The 19012-nt window shown below is 68.6% G+C and carries 17 protein-coding genes and 2 pseudogenes; 8 read left to right on the top strand and 11 right to left on the bottom strand.

The features are described 5' to 3' along the window. On the top strand, positions 1 to 249 hold a 249-nt coding region (locus AQJ54_RS46500), incomplete at its 5' end, for a hypothetical protein (protein ID WP_211278638.1). Here the strand turns inward: AQJ54_RS46500 and AQJ54_RS39895 are convergent. The 3 genes and pseudogenes from AQJ54_RS39895 to AQJ54_RS39885 all read right to left on the bottom strand — a co-directional run bounded on the left by AQJ54_RS39895 (position 224) and on the right by AQJ54_RS39885 (position 5182). Next, a complete protein-coding gene (locus AQJ54_RS39895; RefSeq protein WP_248845547.1) occupies positions 224 to 1396 on the bottom strand; it encodes an IS4 family transposase in 1173 nt (390 codons plus the stop codon). The two genes, AQJ54_RS46500 and AQJ54_RS39895, sit on opposite strands and share 26 nt — an antisense overlap. Positions 1397 to 1474: 78 nt before the next feature. After that, a pseudogene (locus AQJ54_RS39890) lies at positions 1475 to 1752 on the bottom strand (transposase); the annotation flags it as partial. Positions 1753 to 1861: 109 nt separating this feature from the next. Continuing rightward, positions 1862 to 5182 (bottom strand): S8 family peptidase, encoded by a 3321-nt coding sequence (locus AQJ54_RS39885; RefSeq protein WP_062246114.1) that lies wholly within the window; start codon positions 5180 to 5182, stop codon positions 1862 to 1864. A 287-nt stretch (positions 5183 to 5469) separates the two neighbouring features. On the opposite strand from AQJ54_RS39885, the gene AQJ54_RS39880 reads away from it, so the two are divergent. Genes AQJ54_RS39880 through AQJ54_RS39870 form a run of 3 tightly spaced genes read left to right on the top strand, consistent with a single transcriptional unit; the run spans position 5470 to position 7845 of the window. Continuing rightward, positions 5470 to 5925, top strand: coding sequence for a hypothetical protein (locus AQJ54_RS39880; protein WP_159055618.1), 456 nt, complete (start codon positions 5470 to 5472; stop codon positions 5923 to 5925). 46 nt (positions 5926 to 5971) lie between these two features. Beyond that, complete coding sequence (gene cseB / locus AQJ54_RS39875; protein ID WP_062246110.1) at positions 5972 to 6640, top strand: two-component system response regulator CseB; 669 nt, start codon at positions 5972 to 5974, stop codon at positions 6638 to 6640. Then, positions 6637 to 7845, top strand: a complete 1209-nt coding sequence (locus AQJ54_RS39870) for a sensor histidine kinase (protein WP_079070243.1) — start codon at positions 6637 to 6639, stop codon at positions 7843 to 7845. The genes cseB and AQJ54_RS39870 overlap by 4 nt, the downstream gene beginning before the upstream one ends. Positions 7846 to 7992: 147 nt before the next feature. Here the strand turns inward: AQJ54_RS39870 and AQJ54_RS39865 are convergent, their stop codons facing one another. Both AQJ54_RS39865 and AQJ54_RS39860 read right to left on the bottom strand, forming a co-directional pair. After that, positions 7993 to 9147 (bottom strand): DUF3500 domain-containing protein, encoded by a 1155-nt coding sequence (locus AQJ54_RS39865; RefSeq protein WP_079070251.1) that lies wholly within the window; start codon positions 9145 to 9147, stop codon positions 7993 to 7995. A 13-nt stretch (positions 9148 to 9160) separates the two neighbouring features. Next, positions 9161 to 10264, bottom strand: coding sequence for a zinc-dependent alcohol dehydrogenase (locus tag AQJ54_RS39860; RefSeq protein WP_159055617.1), 1104 nt, complete (start codon positions 10262 to 10264; stop codon positions 9161 to 9163). 246 nt (positions 10265 to 10510) lie between these two features. On the opposite strand from AQJ54_RS39860, the gene AQJ54_RS39855 reads away from it, so the two are divergent. From AQJ54_RS39855 to AQJ54_RS39845, 3 genes are all read left to right on the top strand, one after another. Further along, a complete protein-coding gene (locus AQJ54_RS39855) occupies positions 10511 to 11296 on the top strand; it encodes an SDR family oxidoreductase (protein WP_062246102.1) in 786 nt (261 codons plus the stop codon). Positions 11297 to 11327: 31 nt separating this feature from the next. Beyond that, positions 11328 to 12263 (top strand): dihydrodipicolinate synthase family protein, encoded by a 936-nt coding sequence (locus AQJ54_RS39850; protein WP_062246101.1) that lies wholly within the window; start codon positions 11328 to 11330, stop codon positions 12261 to 12263. A gap of 62 nt (positions 12264 to 12325) precedes the next feature. Then, the gene (locus AQJ54_RS39845; protein ID WP_062246098.1) at positions 12326 to 13246 is read left to right on the top strand and encodes a LysR family transcriptional regulator; all 921 of its coding nucleotides are present in this window, start codon (positions 12326 to 12328) and stop codon (positions 13244 to 13246) included. A gap of 14 nt (positions 13247 to 13260) precedes the next feature. Here the strand turns inward: AQJ54_RS39845 and AQJ54_RS47670 are convergent, their stop codons facing one another. Then, entirely contained in the window at positions 13261 to 13518 is a 258-nt protein-coding gene (locus tag AQJ54_RS47670; protein WP_346265483.1) for a hypothetical protein, read from the bottom strand. Positions 13519 to 13783: 265 nt separating this feature from the next. Between AQJ54_RS47670 and AQJ54_RS47665 the strand changes: the two genes are divergently transcribed. Continuing rightward, entirely contained in the window at positions 13784 to 14122 is a 339-nt protein-coding gene (locus AQJ54_RS47665) for a hypothetical protein (RefSeq protein ID WP_346265482.1), read from the top strand. A 325-nt stretch (positions 14123 to 14447) separates the two neighbouring features. On the opposite strand, the pseudogene AQJ54_RS39835 reads toward AQJ54_RS47665, so the two are convergent. The 5 genes and pseudogenes from AQJ54_RS39835 to AQJ54_RS39820 form a co-directional block, all read right to left on the bottom strand. Further along, a pseudogene (locus tag AQJ54_RS39835) lies at positions 14448 to 15671 on the bottom strand (amino acid deaminase/aldolase). Between the two features lie 160 nt (positions 15672 to 15831). Continuing rightward, positions 15832 to 16515: an SDR family NAD(P)-dependent oxidoreductase gene (locus tag AQJ54_RS39830; RefSeq protein WP_248845546.1), complete on the bottom strand. Its 684-nt coding sequence runs from the start codon at positions 16513 to 16515 to the stop codon at positions 15832 to 15834. Positions 16516 to 16715: 200 nt separating this feature from the next. Beyond that, positions 16716 to 16856 (bottom strand): hypothetical protein, encoded by a 141-nt coding sequence (locus AQJ54_RS47125; RefSeq protein WP_248845545.1) that lies wholly within the window; start codon positions 16854 to 16856, stop codon positions 16716 to 16718. Positions 16857 to 17500: 644 nt separating this feature from the next. Further along, positions 17501 to 17656 carry an SMP-30/gluconolactonase/LRE family protein gene (locus AQJ54_RS47120; protein WP_248845544.1) on the bottom strand — a complete coding sequence of 52 codons (156 nt, stop codon included), beginning with the start codon at positions 17654 to 17656 and terminating at the stop codon, positions 17501 to 17503. 181 nt (positions 17657 to 17837) lie between these two features. Then, positions 17838 to 18902, bottom strand: a complete 1065-nt coding sequence (locus tag AQJ54_RS39820) for a lipocalin-like domain-containing protein (protein ID WP_062246096.1) — start codon at positions 18900 to 18902, stop codon at positions 17838 to 17840. Positions 18903 to 19012: the final 110 nt, after the last annotated feature.

Here is a 19012-nt window from a genome sequence, read left to right as displayed (position 1 = left end):
TCCAATGCCGTTGCTTTACGGGTCTGCGGGTTGGGGGCGTTGGACGCGGACGGCTTGGGTGCCGGTGCGGGTGGGCTGTGGCCAGGTGTGGTGTTCAGCCCGTTTGAGTCGGTAGTTGGACATCTTGCGTTTGACGACGCGGGGCTGGCTGCGCAGGCGTCTGTGTGGCAGGAGCCGTTCGAGCAGGTCGTGCTGGAGCCAGACGAGGGCTCTGACCAGCAGCTCAGGGGGAAAAGCTGCCCGGCGTAAGGGTCACGCTGCGCCGGGCGGAGCGCAGGGTTTCGGTGAAGGAGATCAGGTCCGGATCCAGGCCCCGGGTGGCGGCGGTTCTGACCATCAGTTCGCGCAGCGCGTGGTGGACCAGCAGGTGGGCCCAGATCTGCTGCAGGATTCCGTCAGGCGTCTTGCTGCTGAGCACAATGCGGGCGCCGCGTTGATGGGTCTTGAGCTCGGCGAAGACGGCCTCGGCTTCCCAGCGTTCCTGGTAGAGCGCGGCCAGCTGGCGGGCGGGATAACGGCGGGCATCGAGCAGGCTGGTCACCAGCCGGTAGTCCTCGCCTTCGCGGGCGGTGCCGTGCAGCTGGTAGGCGACCACCCGCACCGTGACCGGATCCTGGTGTGCGGGATCGGTGTGGGCGTGGATGCGGGAGATCCAGGATCCGTCCCGCAACTGCCGCTCGACGGGCAGGATCCGGTTGGCGGGCACCCGCCACAGCAGATCGGCACCGCTGTCGGTGAAGGCCCGCCACAACGGCACGCCCAGGAACTCCCGGTCCGCCAGGACCAGTTCGCCGCGCTGGCAGGAGCGGGGCAGGCGGCTGACCAGAGGGACTTCGCCGGTGCGGCAGCCGGCCAGCTCGGCATCCAGCACGAGGTGGGTGCCCACCTCGATCAGACAGGCCATCCGCACCTGGGGAAAGCTGGACTTGTCGTGGCCGCGGCCGTTTCCGGGACGGCCGAAGGCAGCCTCGTTCGCTGGGCTGTCGGCCACATCCCAGCAGGTGCCGTCCACCGCCAGCAGCCGCAGCCCCCGCCAGAAACACCCTGGTGTGGCCTCGGTGCCCATCGGTTTCGCAGTCGTGGCAAACAGCACCCGCAGCGGCTCCGCACCCAGCCGCTGACGGGCCCGAAACAGCGACGACTTCGCAGGGATGCGCCACTCGCCCAACAGCCCCTGGCCCGGCAAACCCTCGACCAGATGCCGCATCACCTCCAGGTACGGCGCCGGCGAGAACAGGGCAAGAGCGAGCACGAAATACACCACCAGCCGGGCCGGCAACAGACGTCTGCGCTGCTGGCCACGACCACATGCGGCCACTACACGATCTACCAACCCAGGCCGATACACCCAGGTCAGCAACCCCAGCCCCGATAACTCGCCGACATCCGCAGACACCCGCACCACCCCCGGGAAGCACTACGCAGCAGCGTACGCCCGAAGCTAAAACAACGGCATTGCCTCTAAGACCGTGTCCTACATGGTCAGTTTGAGGAGCCGTTTGTAGCAGCAGAGTGCGGCTGCCAGCCCGAGAAAAGCCAGGCAGTTGCCGGGTTTGCGCTCGTAGCGGTGGTCGAGGCGGCGGTAGCCGGTCAACCAGGACTTGGTCCGTTCGATCACCCACCTGCGGCGGCCGAGCCGCTCGCTGGAGTCGATGCCCTTGCGAGCGTGCGGACGCCGATGCGCTTGCCCCAGAGCCATCGCCGCAGGTGAGGAATGTCGTAGGCCTTGTCGGCGTGAAGACGCACGGGCTTGGAATCGGCTGCATGGAGTTCGTGTCCCATAGGTTGGCCCGCAAACGCCGAACGGTTCTGCCGGAGGACATGCCTCCGGCAGACCGGCCCGTTCACTAGCCCGGGAGCCTCACTTGCCGTAGTACGCGTTGTGGATCGAGATCGTCGAGCTGTTGCCCTTCTTGTCGGTGATCTTGGCGCGGAGGGAGACGCCCTTGCCCTTCGCCGGGTTCTTCACCGTGATCTTCCCGTTCCTGACGTCGGTCTTCTTCCAGGTCCTGCCGTCGTCGTAGGACACGTGCACCGTCAGCGACTTGAGATTCCGGCCCGTCGCTGCGCCCTCGACGGTGACCGGGTAGGTGGCTGTCTTGCCTGCCGGGACACGGCTGTCCAGGCCGACGGGGGCTCTGAAGGCGACCGAGGAGACGGGGAGTTCGCTCACTCCGGCCGTCGGCCGCTTCGAGTGGAAAGTCCAGCTCGCGTCGACGCGCGTGGAGGCGGTGTGGACCTTGGTGCTGCGGCTGGCCGAGGCGGTCAGGGTGTATGCGGCGGCGCCGACCGGGACCTTGAACGTGGCCTTCCCGGTCAGGGGGTCGGTGTTCGAGCCGAACTTCGTGCCATTCCGGTACAGCGTCGTGCGCACCGAGGTGACGTCGGAGAACACGTTGTGGCGCTGACCGTCGGCGAAGAGCGGCAGGAAACCGTAGATCCCCTCGGAGCCGTGGAAGACGCCCTGGGAGTCGTCGGGGCTCACCCGTGGCGCGAACACCCCCGCGTTGAAGTCCTTGCGGTAGGTCCTGCCCGCGGTGAGTTTCTCGTAGTCATTGGCGGCGGCCGATGTGTCGACGATTGGGGCGCCGTTTTCGTCCAGTTTCCCCGAGTACTGGTCGAAGGCGAAGTAGTACGTGGCTCCCTCACCGGTGGACAGGTGCAGGGTGCGGGTGGCGGGCAGCTTCTGCGCCACTGGGACGTGGGTGCCGTAGCCGAAGGGCACCGCGATGGTCATGTCGAGAGCGCCGGTCTTGCCGGGAGTCGAGGCGCCCATACCGGCCTTCACCGTGGCGAACTCGCCGGCCTTGTAGTGGTGGACGCGATCTCCCACGACCTTCTTCGTCTCGCCCCCGGCGACGATGTCGTACTCGGCGTCGCCGCCCTTGGTCCACTGACCGGACCAGGTCTGTACGAGGCCGGAGTCCATCGCCGGGCCGACGTGCGCGAGCCGTATGTCGGAGAACGAGGGCATCGCGACGCCGAGCCATACGTTCGCGGGCAGGTACTCGTAGGACACCAGGGCCTGGAGCGGCTTGGCCTGTGCGTCCGGCACCGTGATGTCGGCGGACCGGGTCTTGTTCAGGTCGAGCGTGATCGTCGTGTTCCTGTCGATGTTCAGCACGGGCTGCATCAGCCAGTCGGCGCCGCCGTCGGTCGAGTTGGCGTCCTTCATGCTGAGCGCGTCCAGGATGTAGTGGTCCTTGGGGACCCGGAAGGTGACGGTGTCGTCGGTGGACACGTTCTGGTAGCCACCGCTGCCCCGCGTGGCCACGTCCAGGGTGGTGTAATGCACGGGGTGCTGTCCGGGGCGGTTGACGAACTTCAACGTCAGGTTGTACGCCTCGCTCTCACGCTCGACGCCGACTGCGGTACGGACGGTCTGGCCGTCGCCGGTGGCACTCACGTACGCCGAGTATCCGCCGTCCAGAGTGCCCAGCTTGGTGTTCACGGTGACGTCCACGGACGCCGTGCCGCCGGCCGGGACGGTGACGTGGTCCGTGCCGGTGGTGAAGAAGCCGGCCGGGGCGGCCTCGCCCTTGGGGCCGAAGGCCGTGGTCGACAGGGCCAGTGTGACGTCCTTCGTGCCGAGGTTTCGGTATGTCAGCTTCTTGGTGACCGGGGTGTCGTCGGTGTGCGGCCACTGCTGGACCGGGAAGTTCATCGAGGTCGTCTCGGCGAGCAGGGTCTGGTCGATCGCCGTGTCGACCTGGATACGGCCCGACCCCTGCTGGTACGGCGTGTACGCGCCGCCCTTGGCCGAGCCCACGAGCACGGCTTTCAACTGGCTGAAGGCCCAGTCCGGGTGCTGCTGCTTGAGGAGGGCGGCGGCGCCCGCGACATGCGGGGTCGCCATCGATGTCCCCGAGATCGTCACGTACCCGGGCGGGTTCTCGCCGTACTCCTTGGCGATCTCGCTGCCCTTGGCCGAGGCCGCGGTGATGCCCACGCCGGGCGCTGTCACATCCGGCTTGATCGTGCCGTCTACGGTCGGGCCGCGGCTGGACCAGTCCGCCAGCCGGTCGTTGCCGTCGACGGCGCCGACGGTGAGCGCGTCGGCGGCGCTGCCCGGGGAGCCGACGGTCTGCGCGCCCTGTTCTCCCTCGTTGCCCGCGGCGATGGCGAAGAGGACGCCCTTCTCCTCGGACAGCCGGTTGACCGTGGCTTCCATCGGGTCGGTGCCCGGAGTGTCGCCGCCGCCCAGGCTGAGGTTGACGATGTCGGCGCCCTGCGCGGCGGCCCACTCCATGCCCGCGATGATGCCGGAGTCGTCGCCTTCGCCCTGGTCGTTGAGGACCTTGCCGCTGAGGAGCTTCGCTCCGGGGGCGACGCCCTTGTACTTGCCTGCAGACTTGGCGCCGGTTCCTGCGATGGTGGACGCGACGTGCGTGCCGTGCCCCTGGTGGTCGTCGGTGGTGGTGGCCGTGCTGAAGTTCTTGGCGGCGATCACCTGGTCCTTGAGGTCGGGGTGGCTGGTGTCGATGCCCGTGTCCAGGACGGCGACCTTGACGCCCTTGCCGTTGTAGCCCCTGGCCCATGCCGCGGGTGCGCCGATCTGCGGCACGGACTTGTCTAGGCTCATCGTGCGGACGCCGTCGAGCCAGACGTGGGAGATGCCCGGGGACAGGGCGTCCTCGTGGGTGAGCGCGTGCCACAGGCCGGGGGCTTTCCCGGAGGATGTCTGGACGGTGTCCAGGTTCAGGGTGCCAAAGGCGTGGCGGAGGGTTCCGGTGTCCCGGACACCGGACTTCGCGGTGCTCGCCGCACCCTTGTAGCCGACGATGACCTTGACGCCGTCGCCCTGGTTCCTGCGGTTGGCCGCCTTGTCCAGTTCGGTGATGTCGAACAGTCGCTGGTCGAGCCTGCCGCTCGCGATCATCTGGGCCACGTCCGTCGGTATGACGAGGGTGTGGCCGTCAGACCTCCGCATCTGCACAGGGACGCGCTCACGTCCCTTGGCCCGCTCCATACCGACGACTCGGCCCTTGGCGTCGACGATGACGCGGTCACCGGTGACGAGGGTGATGCGGTGCCTGGCGGTGTTGTCCGTGCTTTTGGCGGCGGCCGGTACCGCCGTCGGTACGGGCGTTGCCCGTGCCGATCCGGTCAGTCCCACGGCGAGCGCCGCCGCCACCGTCATCGCGGCCGCTGCCGTGCGCGCGGACTTCCTGGTTCTGCGCAAGAGGTTCCCCCAAGTCGGTTCGGTTCGGGTGCAGTGACCGAAGTGAAGGTAGGGAAGCGGACGCAACGCTGTTCGTCGGCGGTGCGACAAGCACGCGTCGATTCCGATGAGGCATCTATGGCCAGCTGTTACATCTGCAGGTCAGAGACCAGAGAGGGGCGCGGATCGGGTAACGGGGACGTACGCGGAAACAGGACCGGCCGAGCCCCGCGCACCACGCGCGTGCTCAAATGTCATCCCGGCGGTCGTCACCGGATGCCCGGGAAGCGCGACGGAAGGAGTGGAGGTTGCGGCTTCGCCAACTCGCGCCGTGCGCCCTGCTTACCGCCCTCCTGGCGATCCTCCCTACGGGGTGCGGCTCAGTCAACGGCGGCGTCCGCGTCGAGGGCCCGGCGCCGACGGCTCTCCCCTGGTCGGGACCGGTCTACGTGGCGGACCGGTACGGGCGGGCCTGGCAGCATCCCGAAACGATCGATCTGACCACGCTCATCCTCCTGGACGGGTTGACGTGGCGGGACTGGGGCGCACCCAGGCCGCGAGCCACCGGCGAGGCGTCCTGCAAGGTCGGCTGCACCGCCGGCCAAGCCCGCAGCTACCAGATCCGGGTCGTGCTGAGCGACCGTGTGCGGCGTGGCTCCGTGGCGTACTACGGCGAAGCGACCATCACACCCGTCCATCCCCCCGCGCCGACCTGGGCGACGGGCTTCGCCCGCAAGGGCAGCCTGAACCTGCCGGACAGCTGACTGCGTCACGGAGCCCAGGTAGGGCGACCCGTCGGAGAGGAACACCATGCACGAAGTCCTGCTCGTCGAGGACGACGAGTTGATCCGGGAGGCCACCCGGCTCACGCTGGAGGAGCGCGGTTACCGGGTGCGCGCCGCGGCCGACGGCCTGACAGGTCTCGAACTCTTCCGCGAACGCCAACCCGACGTGGCCGTCCTCGACATCATGCTTCCCGGTCTGAACGGGGTGAGCCTGGCCAGCCGCATCCGCGAGCAGTCGGGCGTCCCGGTGCTGCTGATCTCGGCCCGCAACGACCCAGTGGACGTGGTGATGGGCCTGGAGGCAGGGGCCGACGACTACGTCACCAAGCCCTTCGACGGTCCGGTCCTCGTGGCCCGCGTCCGCTCACTGCTGCGCCGGGCGGCACCCGCCGAGCAGCGGACACCGGACACCCGCCTGGGCTTCGGGGACCTGGTCTTCTGCCCCGTCTCCCTGACCGCGAGCAAGGACGGCAAGCCGCTCGCACTGACCATGACCGAACTGAAACTCCTTCGCGAGTTCGCCGCCGCCCCAGGGGCCGTGCTCTCCCGAGACCTGCTCCTGGAGCGGGTCTGGGACTACGCATGGTCCGGCGACACCCGGGTCGTCGACGTCCATGTGCAGCGCCTGCGCGCGAAGATCGGCCGGGAGCGGATCGAGACGGTGCGCGGCTTCGGCTACAAACTGCGCCCATGAGACGGGCCGCCGTGAACGTGGGGGCGAAGGTCGCCCTGGCCGTCGCCGCCGCGGCCGTGTGCGTCGCCGGTGTCATCGGAGTGCTGGTGCACCGGATCACCGCCGACGACCAGTTGGCAACCGCACGCTCCGACCTGGACCGACAACTGGTGAGTGCTGCCCACGATGTCGCCGCCGGGGCCGGGACGGGTGCCCGGACCGACCCCCCTGGCCTGCCCGGGCCGGTGGCGCGGGCCGTGCGCGGCAACGTCCGCGTGACCTTCCTGCAGGCCGGTGATGAGCCGGTGTTGTGGGCAGCGACCAGGATCTCGGACCGCAGGGTGCTGGTGCTCTCCCGCTCGTACGCCCCGGAGGAGCGGTCCCTGGCCGCGCTCGACCGTACGCTGCTGGCCACGGGTGCGGCCGCCACTCTGCCCGTGTCCCTGGCCGGGCTTGTGCTGGGCTTGCGGATGGGCCGCCGGGCCACGGCGGCCGCGCGTACGGCGGAACGCATCGCCGAGGGCGCTCTCGACGCCAGGGTCCGTCCCAGCGGCCGCGACGAGATCGCCCGGCTCGCCGTCTCCGTCGACACCATGGCGGATGCGCTGGGTGCCCGGCTGGAGGCGGAGCGCCGGGTGACCGCCGACATCGCACACGAGTTGCGCACACCGGTCGCGGGCTTGTCGGCGGCGGTCGGTCTGCTGCCTCCCGGCCGGGCGACCGAGCTGGTGACGCGCGGGGTGCGGAACCTCCGCGGGCTGGTCGAGGACGTGCTGGAGGTAGCTCGGATGGATGCCCAGGTGGCCGCGGTGGACACGGAGCAGCGGGAGGTGAGCGCGATGGCACGGCGAGCGGTCGCCGACCTCGACGAGGTGCGAGTACGGATCGCGACGGACGCAGTCGTGGCGACCGACCCGCGCCGCGTCGAACGCGTCCTCACCAATCTGGCCGGCAACGCCCTGCGGCACGGTGGCCTGCCGGTGGAGGTGCTGGTCGACGGTCCGGTCGTCCGGGTCCGCGACCACGGCCCGGGCTTCCCGCCAGATCTGCTCGCTGTTCTGCAGTCCTCCGGTCCCCAGCGCTTCCGCACCGGGTCCTCGACCGGCGGCACCGGCCTGGGCCTGACCATCGCGACCGGCCAGGCCCGTCTGCTCGGCGCCCGTCTGACCTTCCGCAACCATCCCGAGGGGGGCGCGGAAGCGGAGCTGAGGCTGCCGACGGAATGAGGGGACCCAGATCTTGACGTCGCTGAACAACCCGAGTCGGACGGTCGTAGGGTGGCCGCCCTGGGACGGCGCGAACGAGTAGGGCCCTGCCTGACGGCAAGATCACAATCTACAGCCGGAGTACTCTCCTGGTTTCCCGCTGACGCTTCACTCGTGTGCGAGGTGTGCCCGATGTGCGGCCAGCACGTCCAGACCGAAGTCGGACGTCAGGTCACGCCACACCGAGTGGGCATGATTCGCCTGGCGTTGGGTGTTGTCGTACTCGATCAGAATGCGGGGATCCTGCACCCGGTAGTAGTGCGGCTTCCCTGGGTCCTTACTGCCCGCCCAGCCGAAGTGGACGTGGTCGAGGACCGTGTCCGAGGCGTAGTGGGTGTCGTAGGCGTCGGCGAGATCTCCCGGGGCCCGTCCGGTGTACTGGGTGATGAGACGACGCAGCAGGTGCCGCTGGTCTTCGTCCAGGTCGCGGCCGCTGATGCCCTTGGGGGGAATCATGATGGCCACGCTCGCGTGGTCGCTTTCGGTGTAGCCGCTGCCCGCTTCCGCGCGGCGGTCGATGTCGTGGACGATCCGGTCCAGACGGGGATCCTCGAAATGCCCCCGCCACAGGTCCTGCATGTGCATCATCGTGTCGCCGTGTCGGACGTGCGGTCTGTTGCCGGACACGATGTCCGACACGGCGGAGGGATGGAGCAGAGCTCGCCCGAATTGTCCCGCGTCGAGGCTGCGGGCCAGTTGGCGCGCGGTGTCCTCGGGGCCCTGGAGGGGACGCAGGGTCCCTCCGAGCAGCTCGGTCGTGGCCGGGTCGGCGCCGATGAAGCAGGGAGTCGTGGAGATGAGCCGGCCGGCGACGACGAGGTTGTTCAGGGAGATGTGGTGGCCGCCCAGTCGCCATGCCCAGACCCGGTCGCCGGGGCGGCCGAAGACCCGGAGCCAGTACAGACCGGGGTCACGCCCACGCTGCCTGCCCCAGTGCACCGTCCACCCTTCCAGCTGGTCCAGTACGTTCTCCAGGCCCATCACGGTGGCGACCGTGGCGTAGCCCGCGGTGGACAGGCCGGTGGCCACCAGTTGCATGGCGAGGCTCTGTTGGCGGGCACTCTGGTCCCGGACGGCGAGCCCGCCGTGTTCTGTGGGGGTGTAGAACCAGCGCAGCCGCTCGGCCTCGGCATCCGGGTGGAGCGGGGAGTCATAGGCGGCGAGCGGCAGTTGATCCTTGTTCAGACTGCCCAGCCAGGCGGTGGCGGCCGCTGCCATGGCGGTCGCCGCTTCCTCCCGCCCGGCTGCCGGAGGGTCGGGCACCGTGCCTGCTCCGTCACCGGGCACGGGTGGGCTCCGGGTCTTCGGAGATGTCCAGCATGACCTTGATGGCGTTGCCGCGGCGTTCGGCGTAGGTGTCGAAGGCCTCGGAGACGTCGCTCAACGCGAAGTGATGGGTGACCAGTTCCGCGGTGCGGAGCCGACCTCGGGCGGCGAGACTCACGGCGCGGGCCAGTGAGCCAGCGCCCTCCCCGCGAACCGTTTGGATCGAGATGCCGTTCATGACGGCATGGTTCAGATCGGCCCGCACCGGCTGCTCGAAGAACCCGACAAGGACGACCTTCCCGGACCGCTTGGCCATGCGGAGGGCGTCGTCCACCGCATTCGGGGCGCCCGAGCACTCCAGAATGACGTCGGCGCCGACTCCGTCGGTCGCCTCCCTGATCGCAGCGACGGCGTCCTCCTCCCGGGAGTTGACGACCAGGTCCGCGCCGAAGGACTTCCCGACGGCCAGCCGGGTTTCGCGGGTGCCGGTCAGGGCGACAGTCCTCGCCCCGAGTTCCCGCGCGACCTGCGTCGCGAGCAGACCTATTGGGCCCGGGCCGAGCACGGCGACAGTCGAACCGACGAGAAGGGTGTCCAGCACGTCGAACGCGTGCATCACGGTACCCACGGTGCTGAGGACGACCGCCGCGTCGAAGTCGACGGTGTCCGGCAGCCGGTGGAGGGTCGCCACATGGTTGAGCGCGTACTCGGCGAAGCCGCCGTTGACGGTCATCCCCTGCACCCGGTGCCCGGTGTGCCGAAGGCCGTAGTTGAGGCAGTCCGTGTAGGCGCCGGCCAGGCAGTTGGCACAGCGCATACAGCCGCGATGGGCCTCCGTCACGACCCGGTCACCGACGCGGAGTTCCGTCACCGCGCCGCCCACCGCGGCCACGACGCCCGCGTATTCGTGGCCCGGTACGAACTCCCCCGCCGTGGGGCCGCCGTCCTTGAAGAAGTGCCGGCTTCGGATCTTCAGGTCCGTTCCGCACAGAGAGGCCCTGCGGACCTGCACCAGGACGTCTTCCGGACCCACCTGCGGAACGGGCAGCGTCGTGACGGCAAGGGTGCCGGGCTCACCCAGCACCGCGGCCTGCATGGTTTTCGGCAAGGACACGGGGGTCTCCAGTCTCGGCCACGGGAATGCGTGGGGGATCGGCGAACAGCAACGGCTCTTTCCCCACCCCATCGTGCACGTCGGCAAGGCCGTTTTCCTCTCTCCGGCGTATAGGCATCCGTTATATGCACCGTGCCAAATTCCTATTGGAGGACCACCGCATCTGCCTGGCAGAGTCGTCCTGAAGCGGACATCGCCGTCGGCCGTACGGCCGGAGAACGGGCCCCGCCCGAGGAGTAAAGAACTGTGGATCTGGGAATCTCAGGCAAAACCGCGCTGGTACTGGGGGGAGGTGGGGGGCTCGGCAGCGCCATTGCGCAGGCACTCGCAGCGGAGGGCGCCGGTGTCGCCGTGGCGGACATCAGTGCCGAGGCCGCTGAGCGCACCGTCGAAGCGGTGGCCCACCTGGGCGGAAAGGCCGTGTCCCTCGAATGGGACCTCGGAGATCTGGGCGCAGTCGACCGGCACATCACGACGATCGAGAGGGTTCTCGGCCCCGTCGACATCCTCGTCAACAACACGGGAGGACCGCCACCCTCGCTCGTGGGCGGACAGGACCCGGAGATCTGGCTGCGGCACTTCCAGTCCATGGTGCTGTCGGTGATCGCAATCACCGACCGGGTCGCGCCCCTGATGCGGAGGCACGGTTGGGGCAGGATCATCACCAGCGCCAGTTCCGGCGTGATCGCCCCCATTCCCAACCTCGGACTGTCGAACGCCCTGCGGGGCAGCCTGCTCGGCTGGTCCAAGACGCTGGCCCGGGAAGTGGCGGCCGACGGCGTCACCTGCAACGTGGTCGTTCCCGGCCGGATCGGCACCCAGCGGACGAAGGTCCTCGACCAGGCTAAGGCCGAGCGGGAGCGGAGGCCCGTCGAGGAGATCTCCGCAGACAGTGCCGCTTCGATCCCCGTGGGCCGTTACGGCGAACCGCGCGAATACGCCGCCGCAGTCACTTTCCTCGCAAGCAGTCAGGCCTCGTACATCACGGGCTCGGTCGTCCGTGTCGACGGCGGCCTCATCGCCAGCCTCTGAGAAACCAATTCAGAATCAAAAGGAGGCAGAAATGGCAGCGCTGTCCCGCGACACCACAGGCGTATACGCCATCGCTCCGACGCCTTTCGACGAATCCGGCGGGATCGACTTCGATTCGCTCAGCCGGTTGATCGATTTCTACGGATCCGCCGGTGTCACCGGACTGACCCTGCTGGGTCAGATGGGTGAAGCCCCCAAGCTGTCCCACGAGGAAAGCGTGCGCATTGTCCAGCACGCCATCAAGCGCACCGACCTGCCGATCGTCGTGGGCGTCTCCGCACCCGGTTACGCCGCCATGCGCTCCCTGACGGCTGACGTCATGTCAGCTGGCGCCGACGGCGTCATGATCGCCCCGCCGAACACGTTGCGGACCGACGACCAGATCGTGAACTACTACGAGGGTGCGTCGGCCGCCATCGGTGAGAACGTGCCGTTCGTGATCCAGGACTACCCGCTGTCCTTCTCTGTCGTCATGTCTCCCACCGTCATCGCCCGCATCGCCCGTGTCGCGCCCGGATGCGTGATGCTGAAGCACGAGGACTGGCCGGGGCTGGAGAAGATCAGCGCACTACGGCAGCTCCAAGCCGAGGGAGCGATGCCGCGACTATCGATCCTGTGCGGTAACGGGGGCCTCTTTCTGGACTTCGAGACGGAGCGCGGAGCCGACGGCGCCATGACGGGCTACTGCGTGCCCGAACTCCTCGTCGACGTGGTACGCCACACCGCCGCCGGCGACCGCGACGCCGCCCATGACGTCTTCGACGCCCATCTACCTCTGCTGCGCTACGAACAGCAACCGGGCGTCGGCCTTGCGGTGCGCAAGTACGTGATGAAGCGGCGCGGAATCCTGGCCTCGGACACTCAGCGCAAGCCCGGAGCGGCGCTGTCTGCGCGTGCCCGCAGCGAGGTCGACTACCTGCTGACCCGCCTGGCCCGCAAGGACGGCAGGGTCGTGGTCACAGCGTGATCCTCGGTCAGTGCGGCCTCACGTCACGCGACGCGTGCCGCCTGCTCCAGTAGCGTGGTCAGATGCAGCTACGTCAGCTGGAGTACTTCCTCGCGGTGTGGGAGGCGGGCTCATTCAGCGGAGCGGCCGCGCGGCTCTACGTCACACAGCCCTCGCTCTCCCAGCAGATCGGGGCGTTGGAGAAGGAGCTGGGCGCGGTTCTCCTGGAACGAGGCCGGCAGGGCGTGACCCTGACCCCCGCAGGCCGGGTCTTCCTCCCGCGGGCGCAGGATGTCCTTCGTGTCGTCCAGGATGCCCGGGAATCGGTGCACGAGGTGGTCGAGGGTCGCAAAGGCGACGTCCATGTCTTGACCGTACGGTCCGTCGCCTCGGGCATCCTGCCGCCCTCCGCAGCACGCTGGCACGCCATGTACCCCTCGACAGTGCTGCGGCTGCACGACTACTCACACCGCCGAGACCTCGAAGAGGCCATGCGCGGCGGACAGGGCGACATCGCGGTCGGCCCGCGGCCCCACCTGTGGGAGGGGCCCGTCCATTCCCTCGGGTACGAGGAGATGGTGGTGATCGGCGCCGCCGAACACCCGCCGGACGCGTCGGCGAGTGCGGCGGAATTGGCCGCTGCCGACTGGGTGCTCTACGAACCGGAACAGGGCATGAGCGAGGTGGTGGACCGACTGGCGGGCCGCCTCGGTCTCACTCCGCGCGGCGTGGCGCGCACCGGCCAGGTGTCGGCGGCGCTGCTGTTCGCGGTCGAGGGGATCGGTGTGGCGGTGGCACCGGAGAACGCGGTACCGCTGCGCTGGTCGCGCCATGCACGGCGGATCGGGTCAGGCTACTTCCGGGAGCTGGTGGTCTTCAGCAGAAAGCTCCCCTCCCAGCTGGCGGAACGCTACCGGGACATGCTTACCTCCGTTGAGCTGCCGCTGACCGCGGAGCGGGATCTGCCCGAAGGAGCGATCCGCTTCCAGGACCTTTCCGACTGAGTTCGCGGCCCCGGTCAGACCTCGCGCAGGTGGGCGAGCCCGCTGAGGAGGAGTTCGAGGCCGAAGTCGAACTCCTCCTCGATCGGGACGGGCATCACCGCGGCCCCGGTGACGGTGGCCTCGAACAGGTCCCGACCGATGCTCTGGAATACGGCCGCCGACTCGTCCCGCTCCGCTATGTCCGTCGACCTGTATGGCGAAGCCGAGCACATAGCGGGCCAGGTCACGTACGCGTACGCGACTGTTCGCGGCGGGAAACCGCTGTCGAGCACCGCGACAATGCTCCCCCAGTGCCATGGCGTTCGGCCCCAGCGGAACCTGCGCGACCGGCAGCCGAGCCGCGTTCCGATGCGGGGTCAAGGCGTCGAACATGGCATGCGCACCCGTTCGCAGCGCCCGCTCCCACCCGCCCAGGACAGCTCGTCACCGTCGAACGCCTCGATGGCGAGCATGCGGTCCACAACATGGGCGGCCAGGGCTGCCCGGTTCTCTAACAGCGTCGCCGTGCCCGGTCCCAGACGCTGGGCGAGTGTCCGCATGAGCGTCGGAACCCTCCTCATCCACGATCTAAAGCGCGGTCGCGACGATGCGCTCCAGCGGAACGGGTGGCCGAACCGGAGAACGCCGAGCCGATGCCGCACCCGTCTTGGCAGGACCAGGTTCTGCCACGGAACGTCCCATTTCCTCGACCAGCACCATGACAGCGACGCCGTAGCCGAGATCACGGTCGCCGATCGGAAAAAGCGCGTGACCGTGCCCCAGGACAGGGTGCAAGTAAAGGTTGATGAATCGCTGATCGGAGTCGCGCCTGTTACGCAGTACGAGAAGCCTTCCCGGGCGAGCGCGGCATTCTGGTTCCTGAGCCGCATCCCTTGACTCGACGGTGACGGTCTCGGCGCCTCTAACGCACGGACCGTACGCGATACACGAGCAGGACTCCGACGGCCGAAGTGGCACCCACGAGGGCGAAGAGAACAGGGTAACCGCGGTCAGAAGTGATGATGAGACTGGCGATCAGCGGGGCCAGCGCGGGCGGGATCACCGAGCCGATGTTCATGATGCCAAGGTCCTGGGCGCGGCTCTCCGCATCGGGCAGGACCTGGTGCCGCCGCGATGCCGTCCGGCGCGGGAGCAGGGCAGTGGAATTCTGGGGACATCGGGCCTCCGAGGGGACGGGCCGGAGCTCTGGGCGGGGACGAGTTCAGAAAAAGGCGTGGCCTTCGCCGCGAAAGGTGCGGACCTGCTCGACGATGTCGGTGCCCGACACCAGGTGAAGGGTGTTGACGCGTTCGCACAGTTCGCCCGCCTTGGCGTGGCGGAATCACACGTGCTCCCCCAGCCGCAGTCCGTGCGCCGCTCGGCCCAGGACCGGGGTCTGGACTTCACCGGCCCCTTCCATGGGGTTCGTTCGCAGGCCCTGAGGCCAGCTCACAGTGGGCTGGCGGTCCGCGCCGGTCGGCCCGGAAGCGATCCAGCCCCCGCCCAGCACGGTGGCGATCCTGGTTGTCGGGCGACGCACGACAGACATGACGAAGTAGGCTGCGGGGCGCGGGTGGAAGTGTCGGTAGAAGTCGAACAACCCCGGCCCGTACAGACCTGATCCGGCGCCGACTTCGGTGATGACGTGCTCGGCGGAGGTCTGCTCGATGGAGCCCGTGACACCGCCGTTGACGAACTCCAGCGGTGCGACGGCCTCGACAGCGGCGACAGCAGCGGCTCGCCGGTCGGCCAGCTCGTTCGCAGACAGGCGCTGCATGGCGCGCATCGCGGCTCTTTTGAGGGCGGAGCCGGGCTGGTTGTCGCCGAGTCCGGCGATCTGGCCCTCGTAGGACATGACTCCGGACAGGTGAAAGCCGGCGCGGATCTGGATAGCGTGGGCGAGTACCGCCGCTTGCCGTGGTGTGTGCACCGGGGAGCGGTACGGACCGAGATGGATGCGGCCGCCTGCCAGTTCCAGCGACGCGTCCAGGTCGATACAGACGCGGATGGCGGGACGGGACGTGCCCACCGTCTCGTCGATGAAGTCCAGCTGCCCGATGGAGTCGATCATGAGGGTGATTCGGGAGGCAGCTCGCTCGTCCGCCGCGAGTTGTCTCAGCGCCGCGCGGTCCGTCGTCGGGTAGCCGATGACCACGTCCTCATGCTCCTCGGCCAGCCACAGCGCCTCGGGGAGGGTGAAGGCGAGAATCCCCTTATACCCCTCGCGCCGGACGGCCCAGCGGATCAGCGCGCGGCTGCGCAACGACTTGCTGGCCAGGCGGATGGTCGCCCTGCCGCCCGTACAGCGGGTCAGATCCGCGGCGTTGGCGTCGAAGGCGTCGAGATCCACTACCGCGAAGGGTGGATCAAGATGCTCGGTCGCCCTGTTCAGCCGTGCCATTCGAGCCTCGCCCGGGCCTGCCTCGGTACTGGCGGCCGTCTTCATGCCTGGCGGGGACACTACGCGCTCACTCATATCAGCACCCTTTCTGGCGAGTTCACAGAGCCGGCCGTGGTCGGACGAAGTAGCGGTCCGGTCGCGTCAGACGGGTCGGCGGCCAGACGGATCGGCCGTCGGATTGCCCGTCCGAGGGCGCCGATGTCCCTCATGAGCCGGTCCCCGGCTGGGACGTGAGGCGCTCCCGGTGCCGCAGCCCCCTGGCCTCATCGACGGGAAGGATCAGGCGCATCAGCCGGGGGAAGACACCGGCGATCCGCTGGACGCGGCCCGCGAGGGCCGGGAAGACGACCTCGATCGGTTTGGTGGCGATGGCGTCGACGACGGCTCGGGCGATCTGCTGCGGTGCGTAGGACTTCTCCGCGAAGGCGATGGCGCAGGACGGGTCGGCCATCTCCTGTTCGAGCATGGCGGTCCGGGTGGACGGCGGATGGATGATGGTGAAGTCCAGCGGTCCGTCGCGCTCTTCGATGGCGACGCTGTGGTGGAAGGCCCGCAGCCCGTACTTCGAGGCGCAGTAGGTCGCGTATCCGGGCAGCGGCAGGAACGAAGTCATGCTGCACACGTTGATGTGGCCGTGGCCCTGCGCGGTCATCCGCGCCAGTGCCGTGCAGACGCCGGTGACGGTGCCGAGCAGGTTCACCTCGACGATGTCCCGGTGCTGCTGCTGACGGAGGTCGCGAGCCACTCCGGTGTGGGTGATACCCGCGTTGTTGACCAGTACGTCGACACTGCCGAAAGCTGCTTCCGCCGCCTCGAAGGCGCTGGTCCATCCCGCGGGGCTGCGGATGTCCAGCACACAGGCGGCGGCCCGGCCCCAGGCTGCGGGCATGGCTGATGACAGCCACTTCGTCGACGTCGGTCAGCATCACCCGATGGCCGCGCGCGACGGCGAGTTCCGCGACGGCAGCCCCGATGCCACGTGCCGCGCCGGTCACCAGGACGACCTGGTCCCTCCTCAGTTCTCCGGCCCATTGCCGCACACTCCTTCGGTCATGTCGCTTCGGCGTCGTTCGTCCGTCACCCGGTGCGTCACAGTCGGACCATCTCGATACGGCCGCCGTTCAGGGCGGCGGCGCGGACGGGGTCGTCCGTCGGCACGGTGGAGGCGAAAAGGGTGCGCCCGTCATGGCCCGCCACCAGGCAACTGAGCGTGTGCTGGCTCGTCGCCACCCGATCGAGGACACGGCCGCCCTCTGCCACACGTACGCATTCGCGCGCAGCGCGTTCGCCACCCAGATCGTCTCGCCGTCGGTGTCCCAGGCGATGCCGTCCGGTGCGACGGGGGACGCAGAACACTTGGCTATGGCGGGATGGTCAAGGAGGGCGGAGATCCTGCGGGTGATGCGTCCGGACAGCCCCGGATGGTTCACCAGGCGCCACAGAAGCGGTGAGATCAACGCGGCCCAGGGCTGCGGGCCTTCGAGCGTGCCGTCGCCGTGGGTGGGGAGGCGGGTGAGTCGCATGGCGAGTGTTTCGGCCACTACCACCGCCGTGCCGTCGGCCGTGAGAAGCATGCCGTTGGGAAACAGCAGCGGCTCCAACAGCCCGATCACACTTCCGTCCGGGGCGAGGCAGGCGACCGGGGTTCTCGGGGGCCGGGCGGCGCATAGAGCAGCGAGTTCGGGTGCCTGCGGATGAAAGCGTGGTAGTCGAATCCGAAGTTGCCGAGGTACGCCCGCCCTTGAGGGTCAACCAGCATGTCGTTGACCGGGCCACCGACAAGGGTGCGCAGATCGGCGTGCTCGACCAGCTAGCCGCCCGCTGCCCGCCGGTACACCCAGCCCTCGTCCATGGACACGACCAGCAGGCGACCGTCAGGAAGCCAGCCGAGTCCGCCGGCCCGGCACCTTCAGGACCGTCTCCGGATCCCCGCTGCCGTCCCAGCGATGCACCGTGCCGTGCGCCAGATCGGAGAACCACAGAGCTCCCTCGTGCCAACGCAGGCATTCCGGAACACCAAAGCCGCTCATTGCGAGCGCTGCCGTTGTCTTCTTTCAGCCCCTCCGCGTCCGGCGCCTGCCGATCGGTCGTCAAAGCGCCCGCCCCGCGTCCCGTGATCGCGGGATGCGGGGCGGGCGCTATGCAGTCCGGCTCGGCCGTGTCGGCGGTCACGGTCCGGTGTGGTCCGCAAAGACACTGGCTGCGGGCAGCTCAGGCAGCCGACCAGTTGCCGACCATCTCGACGTAGTTCTTGCCACTTACCTTCTTGCCCTCGTACGTGCCGGAGAAGGCCGCGGTGCCCTCCAGGCGGTTACCCAGTGTGCCGGTGATCTCCTGCGCGTCGGTACCGGTGATCCGGACGGTGACATCGGTCTTCAGTGACGGAATCTCCAGCCGCCAGCGGGTGGGGTAGGTGTTGCCGGAGGTCGGGCCGGCCCAGAACCTGTGCGCGCTGTCGGCGAGGGGCCTGACCGCCGCCAGGTCGTAGGAGCCGTCCGGATGCAGCACGGTGGCCCAGGCGTTCTCGGCCGTGCCGCCCAGGGTGTCCCAGACGGCGACCTTGTCGCCGTTCGGCAGGCTGAGGTTCATCCACGTCCAGCGCACCAGGGACTGCGGCAGCGGACCCCACTGCCGGTCCAGCCAGGACTCGCCGGAGACTTTGTGCGTCCTGCCCTGGACGGAGAGTGTGCCCGTGGTCCGCATCGACGGCAGGGCGAACTCATACTGCTGCGCCCCGTGCATGTCCCACACACCGGTACCGGCGTAGTTCATGACCGGGCCCTCGGCCTTGAGCTGGAGGTCCAGGGAGCCCCACGGTGTGGCGGCCTTGACGAACATCTTCTGCGCATCGCCCGTCCAGCTCAGGCCGGGCATCTTGATGTTCAGCCCGCTGGTGCTCCAGGTGTAGTCGTCCTTGGCGATGCCGGTCTCGTAGTTCTTGTACCAGCCGGTCTTCTCGTCGGTGACGGACACCGTCATGCTGTACTTGTCCTGGTTCGGCATGCGCATCGTCTGCACCAGCACCCCGAAGTCGTGACCGCCGGCCTTGACCTCGCTGGTGAAGTAGATCGAGTCGTTCCAGGTGCGCCCGGAGCCGGGCGTGTGGGCCGCGACGTCGGTGGTGGGGTTCACCGATGCGGGGATTCCGCTGCCCGCGGTGGCGGCCGTGGAGGATGATCCTCCACCCGCCTGTGCGGTGGCGACCGAGCCCACTCCCAGTACGGTGATCGCGGCGACGCCGGCCGTGATGGTCCGGAGCCTGCGGTTGTTCTTCATGGTTTTCTCCCAGACAGTCATGGTGTGTCCACTCGCGCGGAGCGCCGGGCTCCCACGCGAGAGGCGATCTTGGAAGGCGCACGGCAGGTGTTCGCCGAGCGTGGATATGA

Origin of the sequence: Streptomyces griseorubiginosus (genome assembly GCF_001514195.1) — a bacterium.
In the GTDB taxonomy this organism is placed as follows: Bacteria; Actinomycetota; Actinomycetes; order Streptomycetales; family Streptomycetaceae; genus Streptomyces; species Streptomyces griseorubiginosus.
Note: the sequence above shows the minus strand (reverse complement) of the source record. Positions and strands in the feature narration are given on the sequence as shown.